The sequence below is a fragment of the Paenibacillus sp. Y280 genome, from assembly GCF_056786335.1.
Genome location: NZ_JBXCIW010000004.1, coordinates 72095 through 97000, shown reverse-complemented (window position 1 = coordinate 97000; position 24906 = coordinate 72095). Strand labels below are relative to the sequence as shown.

Here is a 24906-nt window from a genome sequence, read left to right as displayed (position 1 = left end):
GATGCAAATGCCGCTTAGCCGATTGTGATTTTACCTTCAGGGTAGCGATAAAGCTCCTTCTTCGAGCGAGTGTTGAGCGCGAAAGCCAGAGTGACCGGTCCAAGGCGTCCGACAAACATCAGCAAAATGATAATGATTTTGCCGATTTCGCTTAGATGATTCGTTAATCCCGCCGACATGCCAACGGTACAGTAGGCGGAGGTCGCCTCGAACAATATGGCAAGAAAGGAACCGGTCTCTGTTATGCTGAGAAGCATCGTCGCCCCGCAAATAATCGAGAAAGCTATCATCGTAAACATAATAGCCTGATGAATTTGCTGCTTGGCAATGCGGTAGCGGAACAGCACGACATCGTTTTTTCCGCGAATCATCGCAATGATCGCTCCGATCAGGATCGCGAAGGTAGTCACCCGTATGCCGCCGCCTGTTGAGCCAGGACCCGCGCCGATAAACATAAGCAGGATGAGGAAAAACTGCGTAACCTCTCTAAGCATGCCAGGATCGAGAGTGCTCAGACCAGCCGAACGCGCCGTAACCGATTGAAACAAAGAACCTAAAACTTTTCCCATGCCGGATAACGACTGGAGCGTATTTGGATTGGAGAACTCAAGCGCAAAAATAACGATTGCCCCAAAGGCAGTAAGCCAGCCGGTAACGGACAATACGACTTTACTATGTAAGCTGAGCTTTCTATTTTTCGGATAGGTGACGAGCTCGGAGATGACGATAAAGCCAATCCCTCCAAAGAAAATGAGCAGCATGGAGACGATGTTAACGAACGGGTCCTCTACATAATGGATGAGACTGCTCGCCCGATCGGGAAATTGGGAGAACAAATCAAAGCCCGCATTGTTAAAGAACGAAATGCTATGGAATATGCCGAAATAAATCGATTTCCCTACAGGCATTTCCAGCATGAAATAGCTGCTTAGCAACAGCGCTCCTGACAATTCGATGACTAAGGCATAAAGCAATACTTTGCGGATTAGGAGTACGATGCCTTCTGTAGAGCCATAGTTCATCGATTCCTGAAGCACAAGGCGCTCGCGGAACGAAATGCGCTTCCGGAACAACAGGGCAAACAAGGTTGCCATCGTCATAAAACCTAATCCTCCGATTTGGGCGAGTGTGATAATAACGACTTGTCCAAAAGTGGAGAAATGCTCTCCGGTGCTAAGAACGGTCAACCCTGTCACGCATGTGGCGCTGGCAGACATAAATAAAGCGTCAAGATACGAAATGGATTTGTCGCCGGTAAACGATATCGGCCTAGATAGAAGCTGAGCTCCAATCAAGATGATCAAAATGAAGCCGAAGGTCATCACTTGAGGCGGACTTGGCCGAAATCGCAATTTGTCGCGCAGGGATGCTTTATTTGGCATGAAGTCAACTCCACCTGTCTCTTTCGTGCTAGTATGGTTATTTTTTATCGATTGCATGTGATTGCTCAGCGTTTGCCAGATGAACAGCGTTTCGTCCGCTATTTTTCGAGCGATAAAGGGCAATGTCCGCCTCGCTCAGCAGCGCTTCCAGCGGCACGTCAGCCGTTTTGGCCTGCGATACCCCGAAGCTGGCTGTGATCGTGATGGCTTTGGCAGAGCTGTACATCGGATTCCCGGCTATTGCCTTGCGGAGCTGCTCCGCAACTTTTCCAGCCACGGCAAGAGTAACACCCGGTAAGCCGATAGCGAACTCCTCACCGCCGTAACGTCCAAACAATGCGCCTTTAGGGAGCAATTGCTGGCATATCGAGACGATATGCTGAAGTGCAAAATCGCCGACGCTGTGGCCATAGCCGTCATTAATCTGCTTGAAATGATCGATATCGAACAATATAAAGGAGATCGGCCGCCCTGCTTGATGAGCGGCGTTAAGCAGCTGTCTGCTTTTTTCCATAAAAAAAGTACGATTATAAATAGATGTCAGTCCATCAATCTCGGCTAGATAGCGCAGCTTGTTCTGAAGCAGTGTATGCTCCGTTACATCGATCATAACGATTGTTTTACCTGCAAGCTGACCATTCGGCCTTAATAGGTTTGATGCTCTTATCCTATAATAGAACGTTTCTCCGCCTCGTATCCATTTGAGCTCTTGCTCATGCAATACCGATGGGTCTACGCCAAATGAGAAAGCGCCGGATTCGGCGCCGCGCTTCCAAATATCCTCCAGCTTTTGACCAATCGCCGATGGAGTAAGCGCTGGTATGATTTGTGATGCGGCACCGTTAAAATCCAAAATCTGATTTTCTAAATTAAGCACCAGCACGCCATCGCGCATACTCTCGAAGATATGCTCGCGTGCAATGGGGGCCACGGTTAACAGAGAAGTCGAGAATATGGACACGAGGTAAAGCGCCGACGTTACGCACATCAGAAGCGGAACCGGATCCATCCCAAGCGGGGTGAGACCCAGCACATAAATGAGGGAGCCCAGTAGTGGAAGCGATATGCCGATAGCGAGCGTAATCATTTGTTTGCGATAGACCGATTTCGTCTTTCTCAAGTAGCGTGCCAAAATAAAGAGGCTGGCAAATATAGCTCCGGATGAATAGCTGCCATGTATGTAGTACCAGATGCCAGGAACAACGTCAGCCATTGGCGTTGGAACAAGCGGTCTCAAATAAAGCATCTTATAGAACAAATGATGATAATCATTGGTCGTGACCATCAGCAGCGTGATGGCTGGAAAGACGAACAACCCCCAAGTTTTTTTGGGAGTGATGAACTTATCTAGCCCAACATAATGTATGACCATCAGCAGACAGCAAGGAGCGATAAATGGCATGCCAACATATTCAATATTTATCCAAAAACGAATTTCGCGAATCGTATCGCTTGCCAGCTCAAAGGCATAGGCAAAGGTATATACGGCGGACAATACGGTCGACCACAAAAATACTTTCATGCCTTTGAAGCTTGTCTTGTTGTAGTAAGCATATATGGCAAGCAGCACGCTAAGAACGCCGGAAATAATGACAAAAATAATATATTGTGAAATTGGGGAATTAAACGTCATCGACATAAGTGGCTCCCGAGTGTAGCGGAATTAGTTGTTACTTCTCGCAGTACAAGAACAATGGCTACGGACACAGTTTACCATAGTAGCTTGTACTTCTTCAAAATATTATGAAAGCAGGCAGTTGGGTGATTTCCCTAGCTGCCCGTTGGTAGAGAAACTTCAACGCAGGTTCCTTTGCCAAGCTCGCTGCGAAAGACGATTGAGCCCTTGTGTGCGGCAATAATTTGTTGGCTGACCATAAGGCCAAGACCGTTGCCGTTCGCTTTTTTTGTAAAGAAAGGCTCCCCTAAACGGTGAACGTCATCTTCGGCAATACCGCAGCCGTGATCAATAAATTGCAGCGTAAGCATATTGTCCGCGGCATGCTCAAGCTTCACGGTAAGCTCGCCGCCGCCCGGCATCGCTTCAATACCGTTTTTCATCACATTGACGAAAACCTGCTTTAACTGATTAGCCTCGCCAATAACCTCAGGAAGATTGGGATCAGCGATCAGGGCAAGCTGGACATTGCTCATTTTTGCTTCTGAATCCAGAAGCATCATAATATCGCCAACAATGCTGAGCACGTTTATCGGCTGATGCAAGTTAGCTTGCGGCTTGGCGAATACGAGAAACTCGCTTACGATCATGTTGATTTGATCAAGCTCGCCAAGCATAACCTTGAGATGGTCGGCAGAGAGAGAGCCGGTCTGCTGCTGCAGCTGCACGAAGCCGCGAAGCGTAGTAAGCGGGTTGCGAACCTCGTGCGCGACGCCTGCCGCAATTTGGCCGACGACAGATAGCTTCTCGGAGCGCCTAATAATCTCTTCCGTTTGCTTCCGGGATGTAATATTTCTAGAAATAGTAGCTATCGCAATGATCTCGCCTAGTTCGTCTCGGATTGGCGAGATCGTGATGCTTAGATCAATGAGCTTGCCGGATTTGCTGTATCGAACGGTCTCGAAATCGGTAACGGAGCCGCCTTGAAGTACAGTGTCTTGAAGCTCATGGTGAGAGCCGAGATAGTCGTCTGGCACATTGTCCAGCGGCTTGCCTAAAGCCTCTTCCTCCTTCCAGCCGTACATCGTCTCGAAGGCTCGATTGACCTGAATGACATCACCCGCTAAATCCGCTACGTGAATCGCATCGGATGTGTGATTTACGAAGGATTCCAAATACTGCTTCGTGCTTCGCAGCTCTTCGGCTGCATCCTTCAGCTGCGTTGTATAGCTGTGCAAATTGCTGCCCATCGTATCAATGCGCGATGCGAGCAAGCCGAATTCATCATTGCTGCGAATGGTGATGGCCTCACCGAAATTTCCTGCTGCAATCGCATTAACTTTGCTCAAAATTTGATTCAAGCCGCGAATCATAAAGCCTGCAATGAAGTAGCTTGCTACCAGCGTGACGAGAACGAGTCCGAGCGAGATGAGCGATTGAATGAGAAGCTGCCGATTGAGCGGCTTTAAAATAGAATTTTGATCAAAGCTGATACAGATGACATACGTTTTATCGATCTTAATCGGGATAAATGTTTTCATGACACGCTTGCCCATTAGAGCGCTTTTTACCGTAACGGCTTTGCCGCTTTTCAACGCGTATTGGATGTTGACGGAATCATTCTCTTGATCCTTATAGGTGTATTGCCCAAAGGGAATGTCGCGAACGTCCAGGTTGTAGACGGGAATTCCCTTTTTAATTTTTATAATCGGGCTTTTACCAAAAAATTGAGGATCAAAGCCGGTAATTTCAAGTATATCCTGTTGATCTGCAATGATTTTGTTAACGATGGCATCCGTCCCGATCGTAAAGTCGAAATCAAGCAGCACTTGCGCGTTCACGTACGGATTGATGATGTAGTTAGTCGTGCCGTCGTTATAGCTGCCCCATTTTCTAATCTTTTTGGGATCTGAGGTGGAGAAATTAAACGGACCCGACCAATAGTTTTCAAGCTTCTGCCCCTCGGGAATGGTAACGTTGTGGTTTTCGAATAGCTGAAGAAACGCACGGTACCAATAATCCCATGTTTTGGAGCTTAGATTAATTTCGTTTGGATCGGATGATTTAAGAGCGATTACGTCATCTCCTATTTTTTTCCAGAGTGTAATATGATCGACGCCAAGCTTATGGCTTAACTCTACCAGCTGCTCGTTTTTGACATTATCGATATCGGGGTCAAGCTGCTCCTTTGCTGCGATCGCAGCCATCCGAAGCTTCTCGCCAATCATATCCTCCATAGACTGCCTTGCACTTTCCGATGCTTCAAGCGTGAGACTTATTTGCTTTGCTATATTGTTTACCTGCTGCTCAAGGCCAGATTGTACCTCGGCTTTGGATGAAACATAGTAAATCGATATATAGAGAGCCAGAATAACGGCGACAATAATAGAAATTGAAAAAGATAGTTTAACTTTGATGGACAACAGGATCTCCCTCCCTGAATCTAAGGTGCACATACTACAATTTGACACGGGTCGACAAAAATCCTGTATGCTTGCCAATAAAAAAATGGAGAAACATAAATATGTTTCCCCATCGGTATTTACTGTTTATACGCACGGTTTGGCGAAAATGGTTCGTACTGCTCCGTTATGCGCGCGAGAACTGCTCTTCTTTTAAGTACTGCTCCGCTTCCTCGTAAGTCTCGAAGGCGGATTCCAAATTTAAATCGGCATACAAATACCAGAGATCCTCTTCAAACAGAAGCGTTAAAACAGCATTGTTTGGCCCGATCCAGCGCTCCTCCTGCGGAGTGTTGCGTTTTTTCTTTTTCTTCGATTCGGGCTTATCCGGCGGTGCAATCGCAAGGGAGCTGATCGATTTCTCGATAAGCGAGCGAAGCTCCTCTTCGCTGAAATCCCGGATATTGACGAGTCCTTTATCATCGGTTGCGACGCCTTTCACCAAGCCGGCGAATACATAGCCATTTCCGTTCGGGTGCAGATGGTGCACGACCGATTTTTTCTCGTGGGCGCTTTCTTCATAATGGAAGTTCGTGCGGCCGAGAGAAACATCCTTTCGCTGCAATTCGGGAAAGGATTCGATTATAGCAAGCTTTTGTTCAAAAGATAGCATCGGTTGATTTTTCCTCCTAAAAGTTTGCGATAGCAAACTACTTCGTAAGCATCAGCTTAGGTTTGCGATAGCAAACCACTTCGTAAGCATCAGCTTAGGTTTGCGCAGCAGCTGTTGCGATGCTTGTGATTATACCACACAGCAGGAGGAAGCTGCTAAATATCCTTCTTCTTCATCAGCAGCATGATAGCGCCGGCGAGAATGAGCACGATGGCGAAGATTGGCTGGCTAAGCACGAACTTGTTGTAGATGGAGCCTATCGAGAAGACTGCAAAGAAGAGAAGCGAGAGCACGGTCAAAATGTTGACCGGAATAAGCAGCCATTTGTTTCGGTTGCCGAACCAATAAAATTCGAACAAGCCGACAGCAACCGCAAGGATAAAGCCGGGCCACATGTAAACCCAGTTATTGAAGAGCATCGCGATCTGGCTTACTAGGCCTGCTGTGAGCAAGATGCCGCCAGGTATCAAGACGCCAACTCCTTTTCTGCCGATCATGACGAAGTACAGCCAGTGGAAAAATAGTCCGAGCGGGATGACGAATATCGATGGCCAGAAGTAAGCAAATATTTTGCCTGGACCAAAAGCTTCGCCTTGATTCAGAAATAAACATGCACCGAGCAGCAGGAGGACGAGCCCGCCAATTGTTCTTAAATTCATTGTTTTAATACACCCCAATCTTCGTTTTATTCGCTGCCTTCAGCATAGCATACAAGGAAAATAGCTGTCCTCCTGCTGCAGGTAAAAAGTGGAACTGGACTAAAGTCCAGTTTTACCTACTCCGGATGATTGTGGGTAGCCGTGCCGACCTCGAAGGGCATGTAACGCCTTCATACATAAGATGCATGGTCATGCCAGCAGACGCGTGGACCAGGTTGTGGCAATGATCCATCCAGATACCGGGATTGTCGGCGCGGAAGGCGACCTCATACACCTCGCCCGGTGCAACATCAAGCGTATCCGACCACCACAGGCTGTCGGTAACCGGCTCTTCGTTGCGGGATAATATGAGCATATGGTGGCCATGCAAATGCATCGGATGCTCTACCGAGCTGCGGTTGACGATCGTTGTTTTCACAAGCTCGCCCTCCTTCACGACGAACATGGGGGTATTCGGAAATACTTCGCCATTAATGGTATCGTAAGCTGCAAATCCTCCGTTTAATGCCATTAATCGTTTATAAATAGTAATGAGTATTTAAGTGTTAATGACATTATGGGTTATTCAGAAGAAATGCAATAATTTAAAAAAGTTCATGATTTAATAATATTGTTTTTCTTAATTTACCAAATTTAGCGAAAAACTGATTTCGGAAAATACCAATCAAGTTTGCGTTGCTATCATTCAGCAGAAATAGTATGGTATTCATTGGGTTTAAATTAGTAACAAAGTAGAAGGAGAGATAGAAAATGAAGAAAAAAGGATATTTGACTACTTTGGCTGCGGTCGCTTTACTGGCGACAGTTTCGGTACAGGGGGTTTCAGCAGCGGATCAAAACAATACGGGATCTGTTCCAACGCCGCCTTCAGTAACTCAACAAGGTAATAATTTTGGAGGAGGTATTATCACTCCTTTTACTATTGGTAACAATTGGTCTGGTACTACATCAGGTGCTAAACAAACCAGCTCTTCATTTGTAGTGCCAGGAACTTATGGACATGTAAAGTTGTATTTTCTTAATAATGGAACAAGCGATACTATAATATCTGTAACGCATGTTGATACTGGCCTGGTGTATTTTACAACAACAGTTAATGCAAGTAAGTCTTTTACTTGGAGAAGCACTGCAAAATTCCCACAAGGTATGCGAAGTGGTGATTATACCGTTACCTATAGATCTTCCTCTGCTAATGTAAATGTTGCTTACTCTGGATTTGCTTCTAACAATGCGGAAGAAGTGGAAGGGTAAAACAACCTCAACAACAGATGACTTTTATTAAATACGAGACTGTATAAGAAATAAAAAAAGGAACCGCAGGGGGGCTTATTCCTCATATGGTTCCTTTTTTTTATTTCCTATACGCTTGCCAATTGCTTATCAACCTTGAATAAAGGTATCCAAAAAATAGAAGCTATTACCTTGCTTAGGAGGAGTAAAACTTGCCGGAGCTCAAGGTCACGGACTTCTGCTGCGCGGTTAGCGTAAACTTGCGACTTGCGCATTCTAGGAAAGGAGCCAAACCAAATAAGGAGGACAGGGAGTACGGCAAGCGGTGTTCGAATGAGCAGCCGGTCCATCCAAAACAATGGATGAGCGGTTGCGGCCAGCATCGTATCGGCTGTGGCCACCGCAGCGGCGAGCAAGCTAAGGCTGATCGACCAGAAGAGCAGCTTGCGGGTTTTGCGGTAAAGCATTTTCTCCGTATTAAAGTATACGAGCTTGGATGCTTTTGCCAGCGGCTATAAAAGAGAAAACAACAAAAAGCATTAAGGCGCCGAGCTCCAAATTAGTGAGTAGTGAATACATCTTACTAAGCCTCCTGAGCGTGGGATTATTTATGCCTCTGCGTGCAGTATGAGAAACCGTTTACTAGTCGTTATTCATCTTATCTAGTTCACTAGCTGTGCAAAACCGCCGTAAGTCGGAACGCAGTCCTAGACCTCTGGCGGGGAGTCTTTGGGAAGTCTTGGTCGAAGAAAAGCGAATGAACTCGAATGCTACAAATTGCGGAAATAGTTCCTATGAAACGACATTTTACACCTCTTGTTTAGTTCTATGAAAGCGCTACAATTAAGGTATTAAGAAGTAGGAGGTGAATGATATGAGCCAAGAAGAAGAAGTAGTTCAAGAAGGCGCGGAGGAGTCCGTGGAACTGATTTCCGAAGAGGCTCCAGCGGAAGAAGCGGTAGATGCTGTTGAGGCTGAATTGGAAGAGGAAATAGAAGAAGCGGCTGCTGCGGTTGAGGAAGAAGCAGCAGAGGAAGCGGAAGAAGAGGCGGCTGAGGAAGAAGCTGCTGAAGAAGAGTCCGAAGAGCAATAATGATATCAATCATTTTAAACTATAAAGAGGAAGACTGTTCTGAGGTCGTTTACTAGCGATCATAGCACAGTCTTTTTTTATGCGCTTTCATAGATATTGCCATCATTTAGTGCATGGAAATAAATAAAACACGCGTGCAATAGACAGCCCAATATGCTACGATACCTTGTGCTTTACTTTTCCAATTTAGAAGAAGGTGACATCATGGCAACGGCAGAGGCCGGTAGTACACAAGGGCAGCATGAGCAGAAAGGATTGAATCTATTTTTTCTGACATGGCCTATATTTTTGGAAATCTTTTTGTTTATGCTTATGGGAATTGCGGATACGCTGATGCTGAGCGCGATTTCGGATAATGCGGTATCCGGCGTCGGAGCATCCAATCAATATTTGCATATTGCGATTTTGCTGCTAGAGGTAATCGGTAACGGGGCATCGATCGTAGTCGCGCAATATATCGGTTCAAGGAAGTTTATAGAAGCGGCGAAAATATCAGCGCTGGCCGTTACGCTCAATCTCGTAGTCGGACTGATGATCAGCTTAATGTTCGTGCTGTTTGGCGGGCATTTGCTGCAGATGCTGAATTTGCAGGGCGAGATACTCGTTCATGCCAAAAGCTATCTATCAATCGTAGGCGGAATGATCTTCCTGCAAGCGATTATTAATTCTATTTCTGCCATCATACGCGTGCATGGATTTACGAAGGAAGCGATGTACGTATCGCTCGGCATGAACATCGTTCATATCGTGGGCAACTATCTGCTTATTTTTGGGAAGTTCGGCTTTCCTGAGATGGGCGTTCAAGGCGCAGCGATTTCGTCGGTTATCAGCCGTGCGCTGGCGCTGGTCGTCTTCTTCTGGCTGCTGTATCGGATTATGTCGGTGAGAGTGGAGCTGCGCTACTATATCTCGCTATCCAAGGAGTATGTTTCCAAAATATTGAAAATAGGTATTCCATCAGCGCTTGAGCAGGTGATGTACCAAGCATGCCAAATCATGTTCTTATTTTATGCGACCTATCTTGGCGAGGCTTCCTTGGCAGCCAAAAACTATGCAAACAACATTTCGATGTTTACGTATCTATTCGCCTTCGCCATTGGCATGGGGACGTCGATTATCGTCGGTAGACTTGTGGGTGCGGGCGAGCAGGCGACAGCCTATCATCGCGTGTGGAAAAGCGTGCGCTGGGCAAGCGGCGTAACCTTGTTCGCGGTCCTGCTCGTTATTGCATTCCGCGAGCCGCTTATGCGCATGTTCACGGATGATGAGGAAATTATTCGGCTGGGTGTAAACGTGCTGCTGCTTAGTATCGTGCTGGAGACCGGACGAACGATCAATATCGTGCTCGTCAACTCGCTGCGGGCAACAGGGGATGCGAAATATCCGCTCTGGATCGGCATGGGCTCTATGGTGGCAATGAGCTTGCCGCTCGGTTACTTTTTTATTTTTACGCTGGATTTGGGCTTGGCGGGCATTTGGCTTGCGATTGCGGCCGACGAATGGCTGCGCGCGGTTATTATGTTTTTCCGCTGGAGGAGCAGAGCGTGGGAGAAGCATGCGCTGGTCAAGCGCGAGAGCAAGGAAAAGGCGTCAGTCCTGCATTCGTAATAGGATGACAAGTATTCATAGTAAAATATATAAGGATGTCTAAGTGTCGGAGACGTGAGCCTGCATGGCTTGACGCGTACCGAGAAGTTTGCCGTTAGCTTCGAAGGCGCTGGCAAGGACCCTTGGGGCAAAGCGCCTATAGAAAACGGCTCACCGTGCAATGCAGCGGTGAGCCGTTTTTTGTTGCTGTTATGCGCTTTCAGAGTTACGATAAAGAAAGGAACAGCAAGTAAGGAGATATGCAGGATGGAGCTTAATGAGTCAAAACATATACGAAATATTGGCATATTCGCCCATGTCGACGCAGGGAAGACGACGACAACGGAACAGATTTTATTTCGCAGCGGTCGCATCCGATCACTTGGCAGCGTGGACGCGGGTACGGCGCAGACGGATTTTTTGGAGGTTGAACGCTCCAGAGGGATTTCAGTAAGAGCGGCAGCGACGCGTTTTGCTTGGCAAGGCGCTACGGTCAATTTGGTCGATACGCCGGGACATGTCGATTTCCTCTCTGAGGTCGAGCGGTCGCTGCGCGTGATGGACGGAGCGGTGCTCATCCTTTCGGCGGTTGAGGGCGTGCAGGCGCAGACGGAGGTCATTTGGCAAGCGTTGCGGGAGAGAAATATTCCGACGCTTATTTACGTAAATAAGATGGACCGGATTGGAGCCGATCCGCTTGGGACGATAAAGCAAATTCGTCGTTTGCTTTCGCCTCAGGCAGCGCCGGTACAGGCACCGCTTGGCGTGGAGGATAGTTTTAGCGGCGCGGTGAGCGTGCTGGATGATGCAGCTGGCGATACAGGAGAGGTGCAGTCCTATTTGCAGCTGCTGGAGGAAACGGTGGCCGAGCAGGATGAGTCGCTGCTGCTTCATTATTTGGACAGCGGGACGCTGCCGAAGGCGGAGCTGAATCAGATGCTGCGCTCGCTCACACAGAGCGGTGAGCTGTTTCCGATTTTATTTGGCGCGTCGAATCGAGGAATCGGCATCGAGCCGCTGATGCAAGCGATGGTTGCGCTGCTGCCCCCGCCTGAGGTTGCGCCTGACGGACCGGTATCGGGCGTCGTCTTCCGCATCGAGCGTGATGCCGTGATGGGGCGAATCGCTTATGTGCGCTTGTATAGCGGCGTCATTCGCAACCGTGACTCCGTTCGGAATGAGACGCAGCAAATCGAAGAGAAGGTTACGCAAATCCGCAAAATCGATGGGCAGAAGGCCGAGGATGTTGGGCTGCTTGCGGCAGGCGATATTGCGGCTGTGTGCGGCTGGAATCAGGCGCGCATTGGCGATATTGTCGGCTGCGGCGATTATGTTCCCGGCGAGACGCGGTTGGCCGTGCCGCTCCTAACAGTGCAGGTGCGCTGGAGCAACGAGGCCGAGTATCCGGCAGTTGTAGTTGCGCTGCAGGAGCTGGCTGATGAGGACCCGCTGCTCGATTTGCAATGGCTGCAGGAGCAGCGGGAGCTGCATCTCAAAGTGATGGGGCCCATTCAGATCGAGGTGCTCACGCATGTTCTGCACAATCGCTATGGCTTGAAGGCTGATTTTGGCGAGCCGTCGGTTATATATAAAGAGACGCCTGCACAGGCAGGAGAGGGCTTCATCGCGTATACGATGCCGAAGCCGTGCTGGGCGATTCTGCGGTTTCATATCGAGCCTGGCGAACGAGGAAGCGGAATAACCTTTAGCTCCGTTGTACGCTCGGAACGACTGCTCGATCGCTATCAGAATGAAGTAGCCAGAACCGTTCCCGAGGCGCTTCAACAGGGTCTTTTTGGCTGGGAAGTAACGGACTTGAAGGTGACGCTTGTTGAAGGGGAGCATCATGTGTGGCACACGCATCCGCTTGATTTTGCGGTTGCAACGCCGATGGGCATCATGGATGGATTATCTCGCATAGGGGTGAAGCTGCTGGAGCCGATGCTGTCGTTCCGTATCTCCGTTCCGGAGGAGACGGGCGGCAAGCTGATGAACGAGCTCATTCTTATGCGCGGGGAGTTCGATACGCCGGTTGTCAGGCAGGAGAGGATGGAGATTGAAGGCACGCTTCCGGTAGCTACTTCGCTCGATTTTCCTGCACGATTCGGCTCGCTGACGAAGGGGAGAGGCGCCTTGGCAACCTTATTCGCGGGTTATCGTGAATGTCCGCCAGATGTGAAAGCGGAGCGGGTACGCCGTGGCGTAAATCCGCTCGATCAATCCAAATATATTTTATCTGTTCGCAAGGCGCTTGCCGGCTCGTAGCCGCAGGCGCTTTTTTTCTTTATGGCAAGGAGAGTGGTATATTTGTTATGTATAATATATACAATTTTCGAAGATAAAACCTGTGATTCGTCCTACTTGATACAGGATATTTTGACTAGGTACACAGATGATGTCTGTATAAAGAGACTCAAAATGATAGGGGAAGATGAGAGCTTTTGTCGAAGTGGTTGTAATTATATACTCAATATAATAAATATATATTTGTGAGGAAGTGAAATGATGCTGCCGAGTAAAGGAGGCGTAGGGGAAAACGCACGCGTCAAGAGGCTGTCCTCCAAACCACTATTAAACTGAGGTGTAGACCATGTTGCGTAAGCTTACCGTTATCGGACTTGCAGTCGTTTGTACGTTGTCCATGTCATTAGGTGCATCTGCCGCTGAATCCAAGGAGAAGCCGCAGGCGAGCGCGATTGCTTGGCCAGAAAAGCAAGCGCTTCCAAGTTTTTCGAAGATTAAGCAATTGGACGTGGCGGATATCTATGATGCGCCAGGCGATATAAAGATTCTAATGGCAACCTTGCAAGGTATTGTTAATCGTGTCGAGCCCCGCATTTATTTGCTGGAGAACAAGGAGGAAGGCAAGTACACATGGCTAAATGACTTAGATGTGACCTACAAGGTGAGAGACGATTATTGGCAGATCGTCCGTAAATACAAGAACGAAATAAACGGTATTGTTATATACGATCCGAACGTACCGGACTCCGTTAACGTGGCTACAACGTTAGCTGGTTTGAAAGGCGGCGTGGTTGCGAGCCCTGAGCTGGCGGAGAAGCTGCAGGCCGAACCGTACAGCTTGAAAGTGCTGGACGATCTTCAAGGGAAATTCAAGGATCGAATGGACGCTTACACCTGGCAGTATGATAATCTATGGAGCCAGACGACGCATCGGATGCTTGTCGGTCTTAGTCCGGACACGTCGATCAGGCTTCCGGCAGGCCAAGAGGATCTGTTCAAAGTCATTGCGCAAGATACAACGCAGGAGCGTGACGGTGCCAATAGGAAGGTGTATGATCTTGATCTAAGCTCGAGCCTTGGCAAGTCGGATGTATATCTGCGCTTCGACGATGCGTTCTCGCAGGACGGCTGGGGAACGGCTGTGCATGAGGTAACGATTACGGCGGACGGCAAGGCCATCGCGAAATTTATCCCGGGTACACCGGAAGAAGAGCCGTTCTTGTATGATCGGCAGAGCTCTCAAGTGTCTGAGGGCAACGGCGGACATCGGTTTGCCGACAACAACCGTTACTTCATCTATAAATTTACTCCGCCTGCTGGTACAAAACGGCTGACGGCTTCCGTCGATATGTGGAATCAATATAAGGTTTCCGTTGGCAATGAGCAGCCAGTATCCTCCGAGCAGAAGGAGCCTTACGGCTACTTGCGAGATTATGCCGTAGCAAATAAAGCGATGGTGTTCTGGCTCGATTCCAACGTACCTGAGCAGAAGGCGCTCTTCGAGAAAATTTTAGCGGACGTGAAGCCGGGCACGCCATACCTAGGCTGGTTCAGCAATGACGTAGACGGCGAGTTCAGCGGTGTCGAGATTTTGTCCAATCACGGCGTCTATGTGCTTGCAGCCGATTGGTTCAGCAACCTGACGGTATTCTCCGGAACAAAGGCGAACGCTGTCAAAGCAAAGGCGGCGAAGACGCCGAAGCTGGAGAACAAAATTTATGTAACGTATACGTTCAGCGAGGGTGACAACTTCCAATACAATCAGCATAGAATGCGCATTCTATGGGATGATCCAAGCCGCGGCAAAGTGCCGCTGAACTGGACATCCAGCCCGCTGCTCTATGATGGCGCACCTGCGATGTTGAATTATTTTCAGGAGACCGCTACAGAAAATGACCTGCTTATCGCAGGACCATCCGGCGCAGGCTACTTCTACCCGAATGCATGGCCAGCGGAATCGTTTGCCGCTTTCTTGAAGCAGTCGTATTCGTACATGGAGAAGACGGGCATGACGATTCCTTACGTATTGAACCGCGTCAACAGTGAGAATGTACCGCTAAGCGACGCACATGCAGCAGCTTACATCAAGGAATACAAAGCTCAGGGGCTGTTCCTAAGCTGGGAAAATCGCTATGGCGTAGAGATTGTGGGCGGCAAGCTTCCTGTCTCGACGATTCAAGGCATCAGCACCGTGCAGGACGGACAGAAGATTCTTGCCGATGCCAAGGCTAAGTGGGACGGGAAGTCGCCGTTATTCGTATCCTTAGGCTTGCTCGCCTGGAGCCTCACGCCTTCTGACATTGCCGAGCTGCAAGCTTCGCTTGGATCTGAGTATGTTCCCGTTCGCGCCGATCAGTATTTCTCGCTGATTCGCAGCGCGAATGGACTGCCTGCTAAGCCATAAAGGATAGGACGCCAGCGCGGTCGCTGGCGTCTTTATTTTGGTGTATGGGATTATGGGAAGCAAAGATGCGATATTTAATTTTGGTTTAGTGATTAATTCGTTGTGAGAGCGACATCGGGATTAACGGCAATGATGCCGTACACTTGAGGTTCCTGTGCGGATGCGCCGAACCAAAGCTGACCGTTTCCGACCATAACGCCTTGATCTCTAACAAAAAGATCATCAACCTTTTGCGCGGCCAGCGCGTCTTTTACATACTTCGTCATGATCTGGTCATATTTCTCTAAAAATTCCTCTTTGGACTTAATCTCCATAGGTGTCTCTCCATTGACCTGAAGCGGGAGCAGGATCAGCTCTGCGACAGCGGCTTTCTCATCTGCGGCAACGGCTGACTTGGCAAGCTCAAACATTTTGATAAACGCTTTGGGATCGTTAATGCCAGCAGCCTCGAAAGGATTATCCTCCTCGCTCATCGCATTCGTCGCTTCAGCTTGATTCGCAGGGGCAATGGTGGCTTTGTTAGCGCCAGCGTCCCTGTTGCTTGTCCCCGTTTGTCCGCAGCCTGCCAATAAGGTCATTGCTATGCCAAATGCCGCAAAAGCGGCAAAACCTTTCTTCTTGCGTTTAGTGTATGGTAAAACCGTCATGCTGTTCAACATGTTGAACCTCCTATAGGATTGGCGGGTACGTCTGACCCATCCATTAATTCTCTTTACTATCTTAAACCTATCGTTCTGTTTTCAATCATGGCCGGTGTAGATTGTTCAATGACAGCTTTTAAGCACGCATATGTGCTTATAGAGTGAATTCGGCGTGTGCGGGAGTGCGAAAGAAGGCAGTAAGAACATATATGTGCTTATAGAGGAGTAACATGCGGTGTTTGTTGTCTTTAAGCACGCATATGTGCTTATGGCGTGGAATCGGCGTGTGCGGGAGTGAGAGACGGTTGTAAAAACATATATGTTCCTACAGTAGAGGAGTAAATCGAGTTTGACAATTTGATAGCCCTGCGCGCGGCCGACCTGATCAAGCCAAGGCGCCACAGCAGCTGATATACGTGAATTAGGCGTCAGCTGCTCATTGTCGAAATGCAGGCTGCGGACAATAAAAAACGAGATCTAACCGAAGGAGAGGCCTGTTACCTCAAGCGGCCTGCCTAATACAGTGTCCAGCATGTAATTAAGAGATCGTTATCCTATTTGTACTATTCGTGAATGGGCGCTGCAAAACCTTTTTAGACCAACTAAGATAGCATTCCGCTCTGGCAATAAGTTGTTTTTCTCCAAATAAGCACACTTGTATTTCTTATGATGAATATGTTATATTACTACAAAATTAATTATCGGATCACGCCAGTGAAGAGAATCCAACTCGGAGGCGTTCTCGTCAAGGGAAGGGAAGCACCCTCCCCCTAAGTTTACCGGGCCCGCCCGTTATCGCGGAACAAAGAGGATCAGGCAGTGCGTCTGTTTGGTCAATTTGGGTGGCACCGCGAGTAAAAAGCGCTCCTCGTCCCATATGGGATGAGGGCGTTTTTTCTATTTTTCCAAACGAAAAGGAGCGCGGTGACATGTTGGACATGAAATGGTTGAGGCAAAACGAAGAGCAGGTTCAGACGGTAGCAAATCAGAAGGGGATTAACGTTTCCATTGCTGATCTGCTTTCGTGGGATGGGAAGAAGCGGCTGCTGCTGCAGGAGACAGAGGCTTTGCGGCAAATTCGCAATAGGCTCTCGCATGATATCGGCACGCTGCTGGGTCAAGGTGCTAAGCAAGAAGCAGAGCAAACGAAGCAAAGCGTAAAGGAGACGAATGAGAAGCTGACTGCTGTGGAAGCGGAGCTTGCAAAGGCCGAGCGGCATGTAGCAGAGCTGATGGTACTTGTTCCAAATATCGTATCGCCAGATACGCCGGACGGTCGCTCGGATGCCTACAATGTGGAGCTGAGACGCGTTGGCGAAGCGCCAAGCTTTGCGTTCGAGCTGAGGGATCATATGGCGCTCGGTGAGCTGCATGATATGGTGGATGTGCAGCGAGGTGTGAAGACTGCGGGCAGCCGCAACTATTTCTTGAAGGGAGCGGGCGTCCTGCTCCACCGCGCTGTACAGCAGCTTGCCCTTGATCTGCTTTTGCAAAAAGGCTTCACGCCGCTGGATGTCCCGTTGATGGTTCGTACCGATGCGATGAGCAATACCGGATTTTTCCCGCTCGGCGAGGACCAGAGCTACCGGATTACAGGCGACGATAAATGGCTGGTCGGCACCTCGGAGGTGCCGATGATTACCTATTACGCGAACGAAATCGTAGACGCAGAGACGCCGATCAAGCTTGCAGCCGCATCGGTCTGCTTCCGCAGCGAGGTAGGCTCGGCAGGCAGAGACGTTCATGGTTTATACCGGGTACACCAATTCGCAAAGGTCGAGCAGGTTATTCTGTGCAAGGCCGATCCCGAGCTGTCGGAAGCTTTTCTGCAGGAAATAACCGCGAACGCCGAGGAGCTGCTGCAATGCCTGGAGCTGCCTTGCAGGGTTATGGCTGTATGCACAGGCGACATGTCGCAAAAAACGTATAAGCAATACGATATTGAGACATGGATGCCAAGCCGCCTTGCCTACGGGGAGACGCATTCGTCGTCGAACCTGCATGATTTTCAGGCGCGCCGCTCGAATATCAGATATCGTGCCGAGGACGGCGCGTTAAAGTTCTGTCACACGCTCAACAACACGGCTGTGGCAAGCCCGCGCATCCTCATTCCGCTTCTCGAAAATCATCAAGAGGAGGACGGCTCGATTCGCATACCAGCAGCGCTTCAGCCCTATATGAACGGAATGAAGCGGCTAACGATCCAATAGATAAAAAATGCGGCAAGGAGCAGTGCTCATGCACCTCCTTGCCGCAATGTCGAAATCTATAAGTACGGAGAGAGTAGAACTTACAATTAAGGGATGGAATGATAGATCTTTATTTGGGTTACGATCCCTTCCTCTACCTCAAATCGTAAAGTATTGGACTCTTCATCATTCAGTTCGGCGGTTCTTCCTTCATCCGCTATTTTTATATCCGGATATGCGTTCTTAACTTCCTGAATCGTGCTGCCCCGGCATATCACATGGCTATCACAATTTATCTATCTAAAGTTTTTTATTTTTCTCAAACAAAAGTAAGACTTGTTACGTCATAAATACGAACAGGTTTACTTTTGATTGTGTGCGCTATTCACTCCGCGAGGAACAGGCTGCGTCAATGTTGCTAGTACAATGGATGAAACGGCTTCAGGATTATATAGTTATGGAGTATCAAGTAATCATTACTCAAATGCATTGAGCTGGACCCAAATAAAAGCACAAATCTCGGGCGATGGTACTATTAATGGTAATAAACCTATTGTAGCAGGATGGATGTGGACTAACGGTTCCACAGGTCACATTGTGGGAATCGAAGGATATTATGTTGATGCTAATGGAAACAATATTGTTGAGTATATGGATCCAGGAAATGGTACGCATAAAATTCTAACATATAATAATTTTAATGGTGGTCTAGGTGATCGTACTTGGATAGAAGGACGTAAAGATATGTGGGCATTTGATGTATAAGAATGGAGGAAAAAAATGAAAAAAGTACTTAGCTTGTCATTACTAATAGGAATCTTTTTAATCATGTCATCAATGTCAGCATTCGCAGCTAATGATCCTGCTAAAGAGATTCCTGCTGAAATAATTGCTGCCGCAGAGAAGGAACTAATAAATTTTCAAAGTATGATCGCAGAAAGGTATTATAAATACGATTTCAGTATTGCGGAAGAGGTTAAATCGACCAAACTTGGAAATGGTTTTCAGGTGTGGGGGCTTGACAGGGAAAAACTAGAAAAAAGTAATTCTACTGAAATATCGGATATTGTTAAGCCACTTGACCAATGGAGTTTTGTAGTCACCTTAAATGGTGCGCCAAAAACAATGATTACAATAGGTCTTGAAAATGGTCAGTATATGTTGATAAGTGGAGGCGGAGACGTATCAGCCTTTAATAATTCAATCTCAAAAGTTACTAGCGAAGGAGATAATACTAAGCTAGTAAGGATTAATGATGTCGATATGCTGGTGAGTGAAGGGCCGAAAGGTGAAATTAAGCAATCGCTTAATAAAAATATTTCAATAACAGATGATCTTGTAACAAAGCTTAAAGGAAAACAGCAATTTAATGAAAAAGGTGAAATATTGTATGGTGGGAGTAATATTGAAGGATTGCAAGCTAAATCAACTAATAACCTGTCTATGGTATATGGAACTACAGCAGCTTTGTCATTAGTCGCTTTAATTTTTGTCATGTGGAAATTGAAAAAACCTCGTATGAACTAGAACTGTACTCCGATTCAAGCACCTACCTTTGGCAGCGGCTTGCCTTCCACAATCAGTCCGACTCCCTGTGCGCAAACGCCATACTTCTCCCACGGGCAGGATACGCAAAGATGGCTGATGTCTTCCGGCACCATAGTAGCAGCTACACGGTCGCAGATGGATTGCCAGCTGCCGCTCTCGCCTGCTTTCAGTCCAAGCTTTGCAAGTACGTCCGCATCCAATTCATACACAGCCCCCTCGCAGTGATTGGTTTTGTCCGCTGGATAGGCTCTGCACACGTCGTCGGGACCAATTATAATCTCAATCTCGGTTTCTGGCTCCGACCGCAGCTGTTCATATATCGCAGTCATATTGACGCAAAAATCATCCGAATACCCCATGCCTCGGTAGCCGAGCAAACAAAGCAGATGGTGACCGCGCAAACGTATTGTCATCGCATTACCGCTCCTTATAAGAAAAAATCATGTGTGTTAACCATATTATCATATCAATTGGTTTACATACATGATTTTATGAGAGGAAGCTATAAGCAATAATTGCCTACTTCACTAAATATCTATCTTGAATGATGTTCAGATGATGAATCTCATGCCCTGCGATGATATAAGCTAGCGCATTAGCCGTAATGTCGGCTCCGTTAGCTACGCCGTAGCGAAGCCATGCCGCCTCCGATAAGCCTCGCAGCAAGGTAAGTGTAGCCCGTCGCACGGAAATGTAATCCTCGATAATTTGCGAGAAGGTCCAGTCTTGAAACGTAGAGCCGCTCATGAATTCATCCTGATCGTAGCCGGCAAGCGGCGTCCTGTCGCCGCGCGCTGCTCGCAGCAAACGGTAGCTCATGACGCGTTCATTGTCCGAAATGTGGCCAACAACCTCCTTGAGCGACCATTTTCCTTCCTCGTAGCGGTAGTCGGCTTGCGTTTCTGACAGATTTGAGAGCAATTCGGTCGTGCTTGCCAGTTGCTTTTCGAGTATGTCCGTTACAGAGCCTTCGCCAACCAATCCAATATATTGCTCATAATAAGGCATATATTCTTCCTTTGATGGTCGTTGCAGCATTCGCATAGCCTCCTTCTTATTTTGAAGATTATAGCACAGCTTCTTCCAAATTAAATGTATATTATTACCATCTACACAATGCGTTTCTTCTCGCGATATTGGCCGGGCGTAATGCCCTCCTGCTTGCGGAAGGAGCGAATAAAGTTTTGCGGGTTGTTATAGCGCAGCTTGGCTGCGATATCCTTAATCGGAAGCTCGCTGTCAGCAAGCCATTGTTTGGCCATTTTGAAACGGTACATCGACAAATATTCGCTAAACGAGTAGTTTGTTTCCTTGCGGAACACGCTGCTCAAATAGTTCGCATTATAGTGAAGGCGCGACGCGCATTCCTCTAGCGTAAGATCGGTATCATATTGATGCTGCACGATATCGATGATTTTCTCCGAAATGTTATGATACTGCGCTTCCTGCCTGTCCTTGAAAATTTTGATCATCGGGTAGACGACGCCGCACCAGAACCAGTCCTCAATCTCGGCAACGATATGCAGCTCAAGCAGCTCTTCGAGCAGCGAGCCCTTTGACTTGTGAATCTGGCTCAAGCTTACCCCGGATTCCTGCATGACGATCAGCAGGTTGTTCAGCAGCCGGGCAAGCGGGATTTGATATTCCTGAGGCGACAGCTCTACCGCGAACACCGCCTGCAAAAAAGCACTCAGCAGCTCCTTCGCTTTATCCTTCTCCGCCAGCTTAATGGCATCCATAAGCTCATTCTCGATATGCGCGGGATAGTTGAGATTCAAGTAATGCTTGCCCGCGTTGACGTTCTCGTATTGAATGATGATGCCCTGGCCTAGTTTCATGCGGTGCTTCAGCGCCTCAAGCCCTTCCCTGTATGCAATCGCAAGCGAGGTGAAGGAACTGAAAGGCAAGCTCATGCCGATGCTGACCTGCACGTGAAGGAAGCTGGCAATTTGCTGCTGGAGATGCTCAGTCAGCGCGTATTTGGCATTATGGAACGCATCAAGGTCAGACTCCGTGCTGCCGATTATCGTGACGATCGTTTGATCCATGATGACCGGTGCAAGCCGCTGCTCAAAAGGGATAAGCTCCTCAATCATGTTATGGACAGCGAATAGCAGCAGCTCCAGATCACTCTTCGAGTAACGGCTGTTATCGGAAAAATCGATTTGCAGCGTAATGGCAGCCATCGTCTTCCATTCGCTCATCTGCGTCCCAAAGCCAAACTGGACGAGCTTCTCATGGATTTCGCTCTGCTTGATATTGCCTTGAAACGCCTTCATGAAGAAGAAGGTGCGCACCTGTGAAATATGCTGCCGAACCTCCTTCTCCAGCTCCGATTTGGATTGGAAGAGATGGGAGACGCGCTCGCCGATGACTTGAAATTCATTGGTTTTCCGCTTCTGTACATCCGTCAATCGTTCGCCGACCTGATTCAGCAGCAGCTGGATCGGCGAATACATGCGGCGTGAGCCGATCCAAGCAAGCAGCATCGACAGCGTTAGCATGAACAGGCAAACGTAAAGCGTATAGGTGCCGATTTTGTTCGACTCCTTCGTCATGCTTGCGATGGAGGTCGCCGACAAATAGATCCAGCCATTGAGCTCGGAGCGGTAATAGGTGATGGAGTAATCCTTCTGCTCGATGGACGCCGTGAATTGGCCGAAGGGCTCCGCCAGCTCTTCCGTATGCAGCCCGCTTACTGCTGCGGGCTTGCCGATGAGCGATTGATCCTGATGCACCAAAATACGATATTGATCGTCCAAAATCATAATATTTGAGAAGTTCCCTTCATCGCTCACTAGCAGCTCCTGGAGGCTGCAGGTCGGAATGTTGGCGAGCGCCAGGCCGTACTTTTCAAGTCCGTTCGTCGGAAGCTTCTTCACTAGACTGATGCTGTAGCTGCAAGCCGCACTGCCAGCAGCCTCTTCGCTATAAAACCAGCTGGACGGGTTAAGCACCCAAGAGGTGCCTTCGGGTATTTGCGTCAGACGGGATAGCTCCTCATAATAAGCGTATTGCTCGAATGCATAGAGGCCGGAGTTTTTGATCATCCAGTTATGCCGCTCGTTAATCAGCATAACATCCTCGAGCTTCGTATCGAAGGATTGCATATGCCGAATCTCGCTGCGCAAGTCGTCGTACATAACAAATTCGCCCACGGTCAGCGGCTGATTCATTGCTTTTTTCAATACCGTAGAATTAATGACCTGATTGAGCGTATGGTTGACAGTCGTCAATTTCTGCTCTACATTTGAGTTAATTTGCATAATAAGCTGCATTTTTCCTGCGTTTACATTTTTCTGGATTTCCTTGGAAGATGTTGCGTAAGAGAACGCGCCGATAAAGATAACCGGAAGCGTGCTGAGCAGAAAGCCGAAGATCGTCATCTTGCTCAGAAAGGTTAAGGATCGCACAGCTATCAACACCTTGTCTAGGAATAAGAGAGCATTAGCTTTATTTTAGTAAACGCATACATTTAGAGCAATAATCATCTGGCCAGCCGATAATCATTTCCTTAGATTATGGGCAGAAAAGGCTGATAAGACAAGGGGGCTGCAACATGGGTAACGGTTCAAGGGTCGCAGGACTGCGTATAAGCTGTCGCTTTTTTATAGCATTACTGATTCTAATTCTATGCGCTTCCTGTGCGGCATCCTCAGCTCCAAGCATGCGGAATGACGATAGCGCATCGAGGGCGATCTCTATTATGGCGCCGCTGCATTTTCCCCATCCGCCAAGCGAGGAAATCATAGCGCTGCTCGAGGGATTAACGAATGTGAAGCTGGATATCAACTGGGTGCCGGACGGCATTTATACCGATAAAATGAACACGGCGCTTTCCACGAACTCGCTGAAGAAGGCGACCTTTGTGAAGCATACCGACTATATTTTTGTGAAAAATGCGATTCGTTCCGGCTCGTTCTGGGAAATCGGGCCATACCTGGAGCAATTCCCGAATTTGCGGCATTTGGATGCCGGCATTCTAGCGCAAGCCGCTATTGATGGCCGCATATACGGTCTGTACACGGAGCGTCCTTCTTCCAGGCAAGGCGTTATTTTAAGGGAGGACTGGCTGGATAATCTGGGGCTGAATAAGCCGGGAACGCTTGAGGAGCTGTATGAGGTTATTAAGCAATTTACGCTGGGCGACCCTGACGGCAATGAGAAAAAGGATACCGTTGGACTGGCTGATCGTAACGATCTCGTGTTCGGAGCCTTTAAGACGTTAAGCTCGTATTTCGGCACGCCGAACAATTGGGGCATCACGGATAAGAAGATCGTGCCTGAATTCGAAACGGGGCCGTATATGGCTACGATGAATTTCATGAAGCGGCTGTACGACGAGCAGCTGATGAACGCGGACTTTGCCGTTACGAGCAAGGATGTGCAGCGGGACAAAATAATCCGAGGCGCCGCGGGCGTATATATTGGCAGCATGACTGACGTGCAGCGGCTGTCGGACGAGGCGAAGAAGATCAATCCCGAGGCGCGCTTCACGCTGGTGAACCGGATCCAAGGGCCGGAGGGCTACCGCGTCTGGTCGATTCCGAACTACAATGGCCTCTATTTATTTTCGAAAAAGGCGATTCGGACCGAGGAGGAGCTGCTGGAGCAGCTGGCTTTCTTCGATCGCACGATGGATAAGGATGTTGCCAATCTCATGCGCTACGGCATAGAAGGCAAGCATTATAATATGGCTGGCAATCAGGTGCAGCTGCCCGAGGAAACCTCGCAGCTTCGCGTTACAGAGGTAAATGCGCTTTATGCGCTCATGATTGCCGACCTTAGCAATCCAAATGTGCTGAAGGCAGCGGAGAAAGAGACGATGTGGGAGATGGCGGAGCGCCTTAGCGCGGACAACGATAAATTTATCGTGAAGGACCCTACGATTGGCCTGGAATCAAAGACGTATGATGAGAAAAGCATGGAGCTTTACAAAATCGTCTCCGATGCGACGTATCGGTATATGCTCGGTCAGATTAGCGCGCAGGGCTTCTATGCGGAGGTTGACCGCTGGAAGCGGAGCGGCGGAAGCTTGATGATGAGCGAGTATACGGATGCCTATTTTCAGAGGTAACGAGCGGAAGCGGTAAGAACGACAGAAAGAGCAGGGTGGAGCGTATGCTTCGTTCTGCTCTTTTTTTTACTGTGCATGGAAACGGTAGATTCAGCCGCTTGCAGGTGACGTGTCATCCGTTAGGGCAGTAATCATCAGCTCAGATGCTCCGCAACCTGCTCG

General features: G+C 48.3%; 19 protein-coding genes and 1 pseudogene. 9 read left to right on the top strand and 11 right to left on the bottom strand.

The window, feature by feature from the left end:
- Positions 1–14: 14 nt before the first annotated feature.
- From AC1TPC_RS06595 to AC1TPC_RS06570, 6 genes and pseudogenes are all read right to left on the bottom strand, one after another.
- Positions 15–1382: a TrkH family potassium uptake protein gene (locus AC1TPC_RS06595; protein WP_482066075.1), complete on the bottom strand. Its 1368-nt coding sequence runs from the start codon at positions 1380–1382 to the stop codon at positions 15–17.
- 37 nt (positions 1383–1419) lie between these two features.
- Positions 1420–3015: a histidine kinase N-terminal 7TM domain-containing diguanylate cyclase gene (locus AC1TPC_RS06590; protein ID WP_482066074.1), complete on the bottom strand. Its 1596-nt coding sequence runs from the start codon at positions 3013–3015 to the stop codon at positions 1420–1422.
- A 137-nt stretch (positions 3016–3152) separates the two neighbouring features.
- Positions 3153–5420: a PAS domain S-box protein gene (locus AC1TPC_RS06585; RefSeq protein ID WP_482066073.1), complete on the bottom strand. Its 2268-nt coding sequence runs from the start codon at positions 5418–5420 to the stop codon at positions 3153–3155.
- A gap of 166 nt (positions 5421–5586) precedes the next feature.
- Positions 5587–6072 carry a hypothetical protein gene (locus AC1TPC_RS06580; RefSeq protein WP_482066072.1) on the bottom strand — a complete coding sequence of 162 codons (486 nt, stop codon included), beginning with the start codon at positions 6070–6072 and terminating at the stop codon, positions 5587–5589.
- A 155-nt stretch (positions 6073–6227) separates the two neighbouring features.
- The gene (locus AC1TPC_RS06575) at positions 6228–6731 is read right to left on the bottom strand and encodes a hypothetical protein (protein WP_482066071.1); all 504 of its coding nucleotides are present in this window, start codon (positions 6729–6731) and stop codon (positions 6228–6230) included.
- A 116-nt stretch (positions 6732–6847) separates the two neighbouring features.
- Positions 6848–7215 (bottom strand): annotated as a pseudogene (locus AC1TPC_RS06570) (multicopper oxidase domain-containing protein); the annotation flags it as partial.
- 266 nt (positions 7216–7481) lie between these two features.
- Between AC1TPC_RS06570 and AC1TPC_RS06565 the strand changes: the two are divergent.
- Positions 7482–7982, top strand: coding sequence for a hypothetical protein (locus AC1TPC_RS06565; protein ID WP_482066070.1), 501 nt, complete (start codon positions 7482–7484; stop codon positions 7980–7982).
- Between the two features lie 107 nt (positions 7983–8089).
- Here the strand turns inward: AC1TPC_RS06565 and AC1TPC_RS06560 are convergent, their stop codons facing one another.
- Positions 8090–8428: a hypothetical protein gene (locus AC1TPC_RS06560; protein WP_482066069.1), complete on the bottom strand. Its 339-nt coding sequence runs from the start codon at positions 8426–8428 to the stop codon at positions 8090–8092.
- A gap of 407 nt (positions 8429–8835) precedes the next feature.
- Here AC1TPC_RS06560 and AC1TPC_RS06555 point away from each other — a divergent pair, with 407 nt between their 5' ends.
- From AC1TPC_RS06555 to AC1TPC_RS06540, 4 genes are all read left to right on the top strand, one after another.
- A complete protein-coding gene (locus AC1TPC_RS06555) occupies positions 8836–9054 on the top strand; it encodes a hypothetical protein (protein ID WP_482066068.1) in 219 nt (72 codons plus the stop codon).
- A gap of 153 nt (positions 9055–9207) precedes the next feature.
- On the top strand, positions 9208–10662 hold the full coding sequence (locus tag AC1TPC_RS06550; protein WP_482066067.1) for an MATE family efflux transporter: 1455 nt from the start codon (positions 9208–9210) through the stop codon (positions 10660–10662).
- A gap of 54 nt (positions 10663–10716) precedes the next feature.
- Positions 10717–12906 carry a GTP-binding protein gene (locus tag AC1TPC_RS06545; RefSeq protein WP_482066066.1) on the top strand — a complete coding sequence of 730 codons (2190 nt, stop codon included), beginning with the start codon at positions 10717–10719 and terminating at the stop codon, positions 12904–12906.
- A 325-nt stretch (positions 12907–13231) separates the two neighbouring features.
- A complete protein-coding gene (locus AC1TPC_RS06540; protein WP_482066065.1) occupies positions 13232–15289 on the top strand; it encodes a GxGYxYP domain-containing protein in 2058 nt (685 codons plus the stop codon).
- 92 nt (positions 15290–15381) lie between these two features.
- Here the strand turns inward: AC1TPC_RS06540 and AC1TPC_RS06535 are convergent, their stop codons facing one another.
- The gene (locus AC1TPC_RS06535; protein WP_482066064.1) at positions 15382–15948 is read right to left on the bottom strand and encodes a hypothetical protein; all 567 of its coding nucleotides are present in this window, start codon (positions 15946–15948) and stop codon (positions 15382–15384) included.
- Between the two features lie 911 nt (positions 15949–16859).
- On the opposite strand from AC1TPC_RS06535, the gene serS reads away from it, so the two are divergent.
- From serS to AC1TPC_RS06520, 3 genes are all read left to right on the top strand, one after another.
- On the top strand, positions 16860–18140 hold the full coding sequence (serS, locus tag AC1TPC_RS06530) for a serine--tRNA ligase (protein WP_482066063.1): 1281 nt from the start codon (positions 16860–16862) through the stop codon (positions 18138–18140).
- A 405-nt stretch (positions 18141–18545) separates the two neighbouring features.
- The gene (locus AC1TPC_RS06525; protein ID WP_482066062.1) at positions 18546–18884 is read left to right on the top strand and encodes a papain-like cysteine protease family protein; all 339 of its coding nucleotides are present in this window, start codon (positions 18546–18548) and stop codon (positions 18882–18884) included.
- 15 nt (positions 18885–18899) lie between these two features.
- Positions 18900–19646 (top strand): hypothetical protein, encoded by a 747-nt coding sequence (locus AC1TPC_RS06520; protein ID WP_482066061.1) that lies wholly within the window; start codon positions 18900–18902, stop codon positions 19644–19646.
- 14 nt (positions 19647–19660) lie between these two features.
- On the opposite strand, the gene AC1TPC_RS06515 is transcribed toward AC1TPC_RS06520, so the two are convergent.
- The 3 genes from AC1TPC_RS06515 to AC1TPC_RS06505 form a co-directional block, all read right to left on the bottom strand.
- Positions 19661–20080, bottom strand: a complete 420-nt coding sequence (locus tag AC1TPC_RS06515; RefSeq protein WP_482066060.1) for a DUF1284 domain-containing protein — start codon at positions 20078–20080, stop codon at positions 19661–19663.
- Between the two features lie 106 nt (positions 20081–20186).
- A complete protein-coding gene (locus AC1TPC_RS06510; protein WP_482066059.1) occupies positions 20187–20705 on the bottom strand; it encodes a DinB family protein in 519 nt (172 codons plus the stop codon).
- 71 nt (positions 20706–20776) lie between these two features.
- Complete coding sequence (locus AC1TPC_RS06505) at positions 20777–23080, bottom strand: AraC family transcriptional regulator (RefSeq protein ID WP_482066058.1); 2304 nt, start codon at positions 23078–23080, stop codon at positions 20777–20779.
- Between the two features lie 146 nt (positions 23081–23226).
- Here AC1TPC_RS06505 and AC1TPC_RS06500 point away from each other — a divergent pair, with 146 nt between their 5' ends.
- Positions 23227–24744 (top strand): extracellular solute-binding protein, encoded by a 1518-nt coding sequence (locus AC1TPC_RS06500; protein WP_482066057.1) that lies wholly within the window; start codon positions 23227–23229, stop codon positions 24742–24744.
- Positions 24745–24906 lie beyond the last annotated feature (162 nt).

Excerpts from the sequence above, each read along its gene's own strand:
- AC1TPC_RS06560 (WP_482066069.1), bottom strand. The coding sequence starts at position 8,428 with ATGCTTTACCGCAAAACCCGCAAGCTGCTCTTCTGGTCGATCAGCCTT.
- AC1TPC_RS06580 (WP_482066072.1), bottom strand. The coding sequence starts at position 6,072 with ATGCTATCTTTTGAACAAAAGCTTGCTATAATCGAATCCTTTCCCGAA.
- AC1TPC_RS06520 (WP_482066061.1), top strand. The coding sequence starts at position 18,900 with ATGAAAAAAGTACTTAGCTTGTCATTACTAATAGGAATCTTTTTAATC.
- AC1TPC_RS06555 (WP_482066068.1), top strand. The coding sequence starts at position 8,836 with ATGAGCCAAGAAGAAGAAGTAGTTCAAGAAGGCGCGGAGGAGTCCGTG.
- AC1TPC_RS06565 (WP_482066070.1), top strand. The coding sequence starts at position 7,482 with ATGAAGAAAAAAGGATATTTGACTACTTTGGCTGCGGTCGCTTTACTG.
- AC1TPC_RS06510 (WP_482066059.1), bottom strand. The coding sequence starts at position 20,705 with ATGCTGCAACGACCATCAAAGGAAGAATATATGCCTTATTATGAGCAA.
- AC1TPC_RS06590 (WP_482066074.1), bottom strand. The coding sequence starts at position 3,015 with ATGACGTTTAATTCCCCAATTTCACAATATATTATTTTTGTCATTATT.
- AC1TPC_RS06525 (WP_482066062.1), top strand. The coding sequence starts at position 18,546 with ATGGATGAAACGGCTTCAGGATTATATAGTTATGGAGTATCAAGTAAT.
- AC1TPC_RS06595 (WP_482066075.1), bottom strand. The coding sequence starts at position 1,382 with ATGCCAAATAAAGCATCCCTGCGCGACAAATTGCGATTTCGGCCAAGT.
- AC1TPC_RS06535 (WP_482066064.1), bottom strand. The coding sequence starts at position 15,948 with ATGTTGAACAGCATGACGGTTTTACCATACACTAAACGCAAGAAGAAA.
- AC1TPC_RS06540 (WP_482066065.1), top strand. The coding sequence starts at position 13,232 with ATGTTGCGTAAGCTTACCGTTATCGGACTTGCAGTCGTTTGTACGTTG.
- AC1TPC_RS06550 (WP_482066067.1), top strand. The coding sequence starts at position 9,208 with ATGCTACGATACCTTGTGCTTTACTTTTCCAATTTAGAAGAAGGTGAC.
- AC1TPC_RS06500 (WP_482066057.1), top strand. The coding sequence starts at position 23,227 with ATGGGTAACGGTTCAAGGGTCGCAGGACTGCGTATAAGCTGTCGCTTT.
- serS (WP_482066063.1), top strand. The coding sequence starts at position 16,860 with ATGTTGGACATGAAATGGTTGAGGCAAAACGAAGAGCAGGTTCAGACG.
- AC1TPC_RS06515 (WP_482066060.1), bottom strand. The coding sequence starts at position 20,080 with ATGACAATACGTTTGCGCGGTCACCATCTGCTTTGTTTGCTCGGCTAC.
- AC1TPC_RS06575 (WP_482066071.1), bottom strand. The coding sequence starts at position 6,731 with ATGAATTTAAGAACAATTGGCGGGCTCGTCCTCCTGCTGCTCGGTGCA.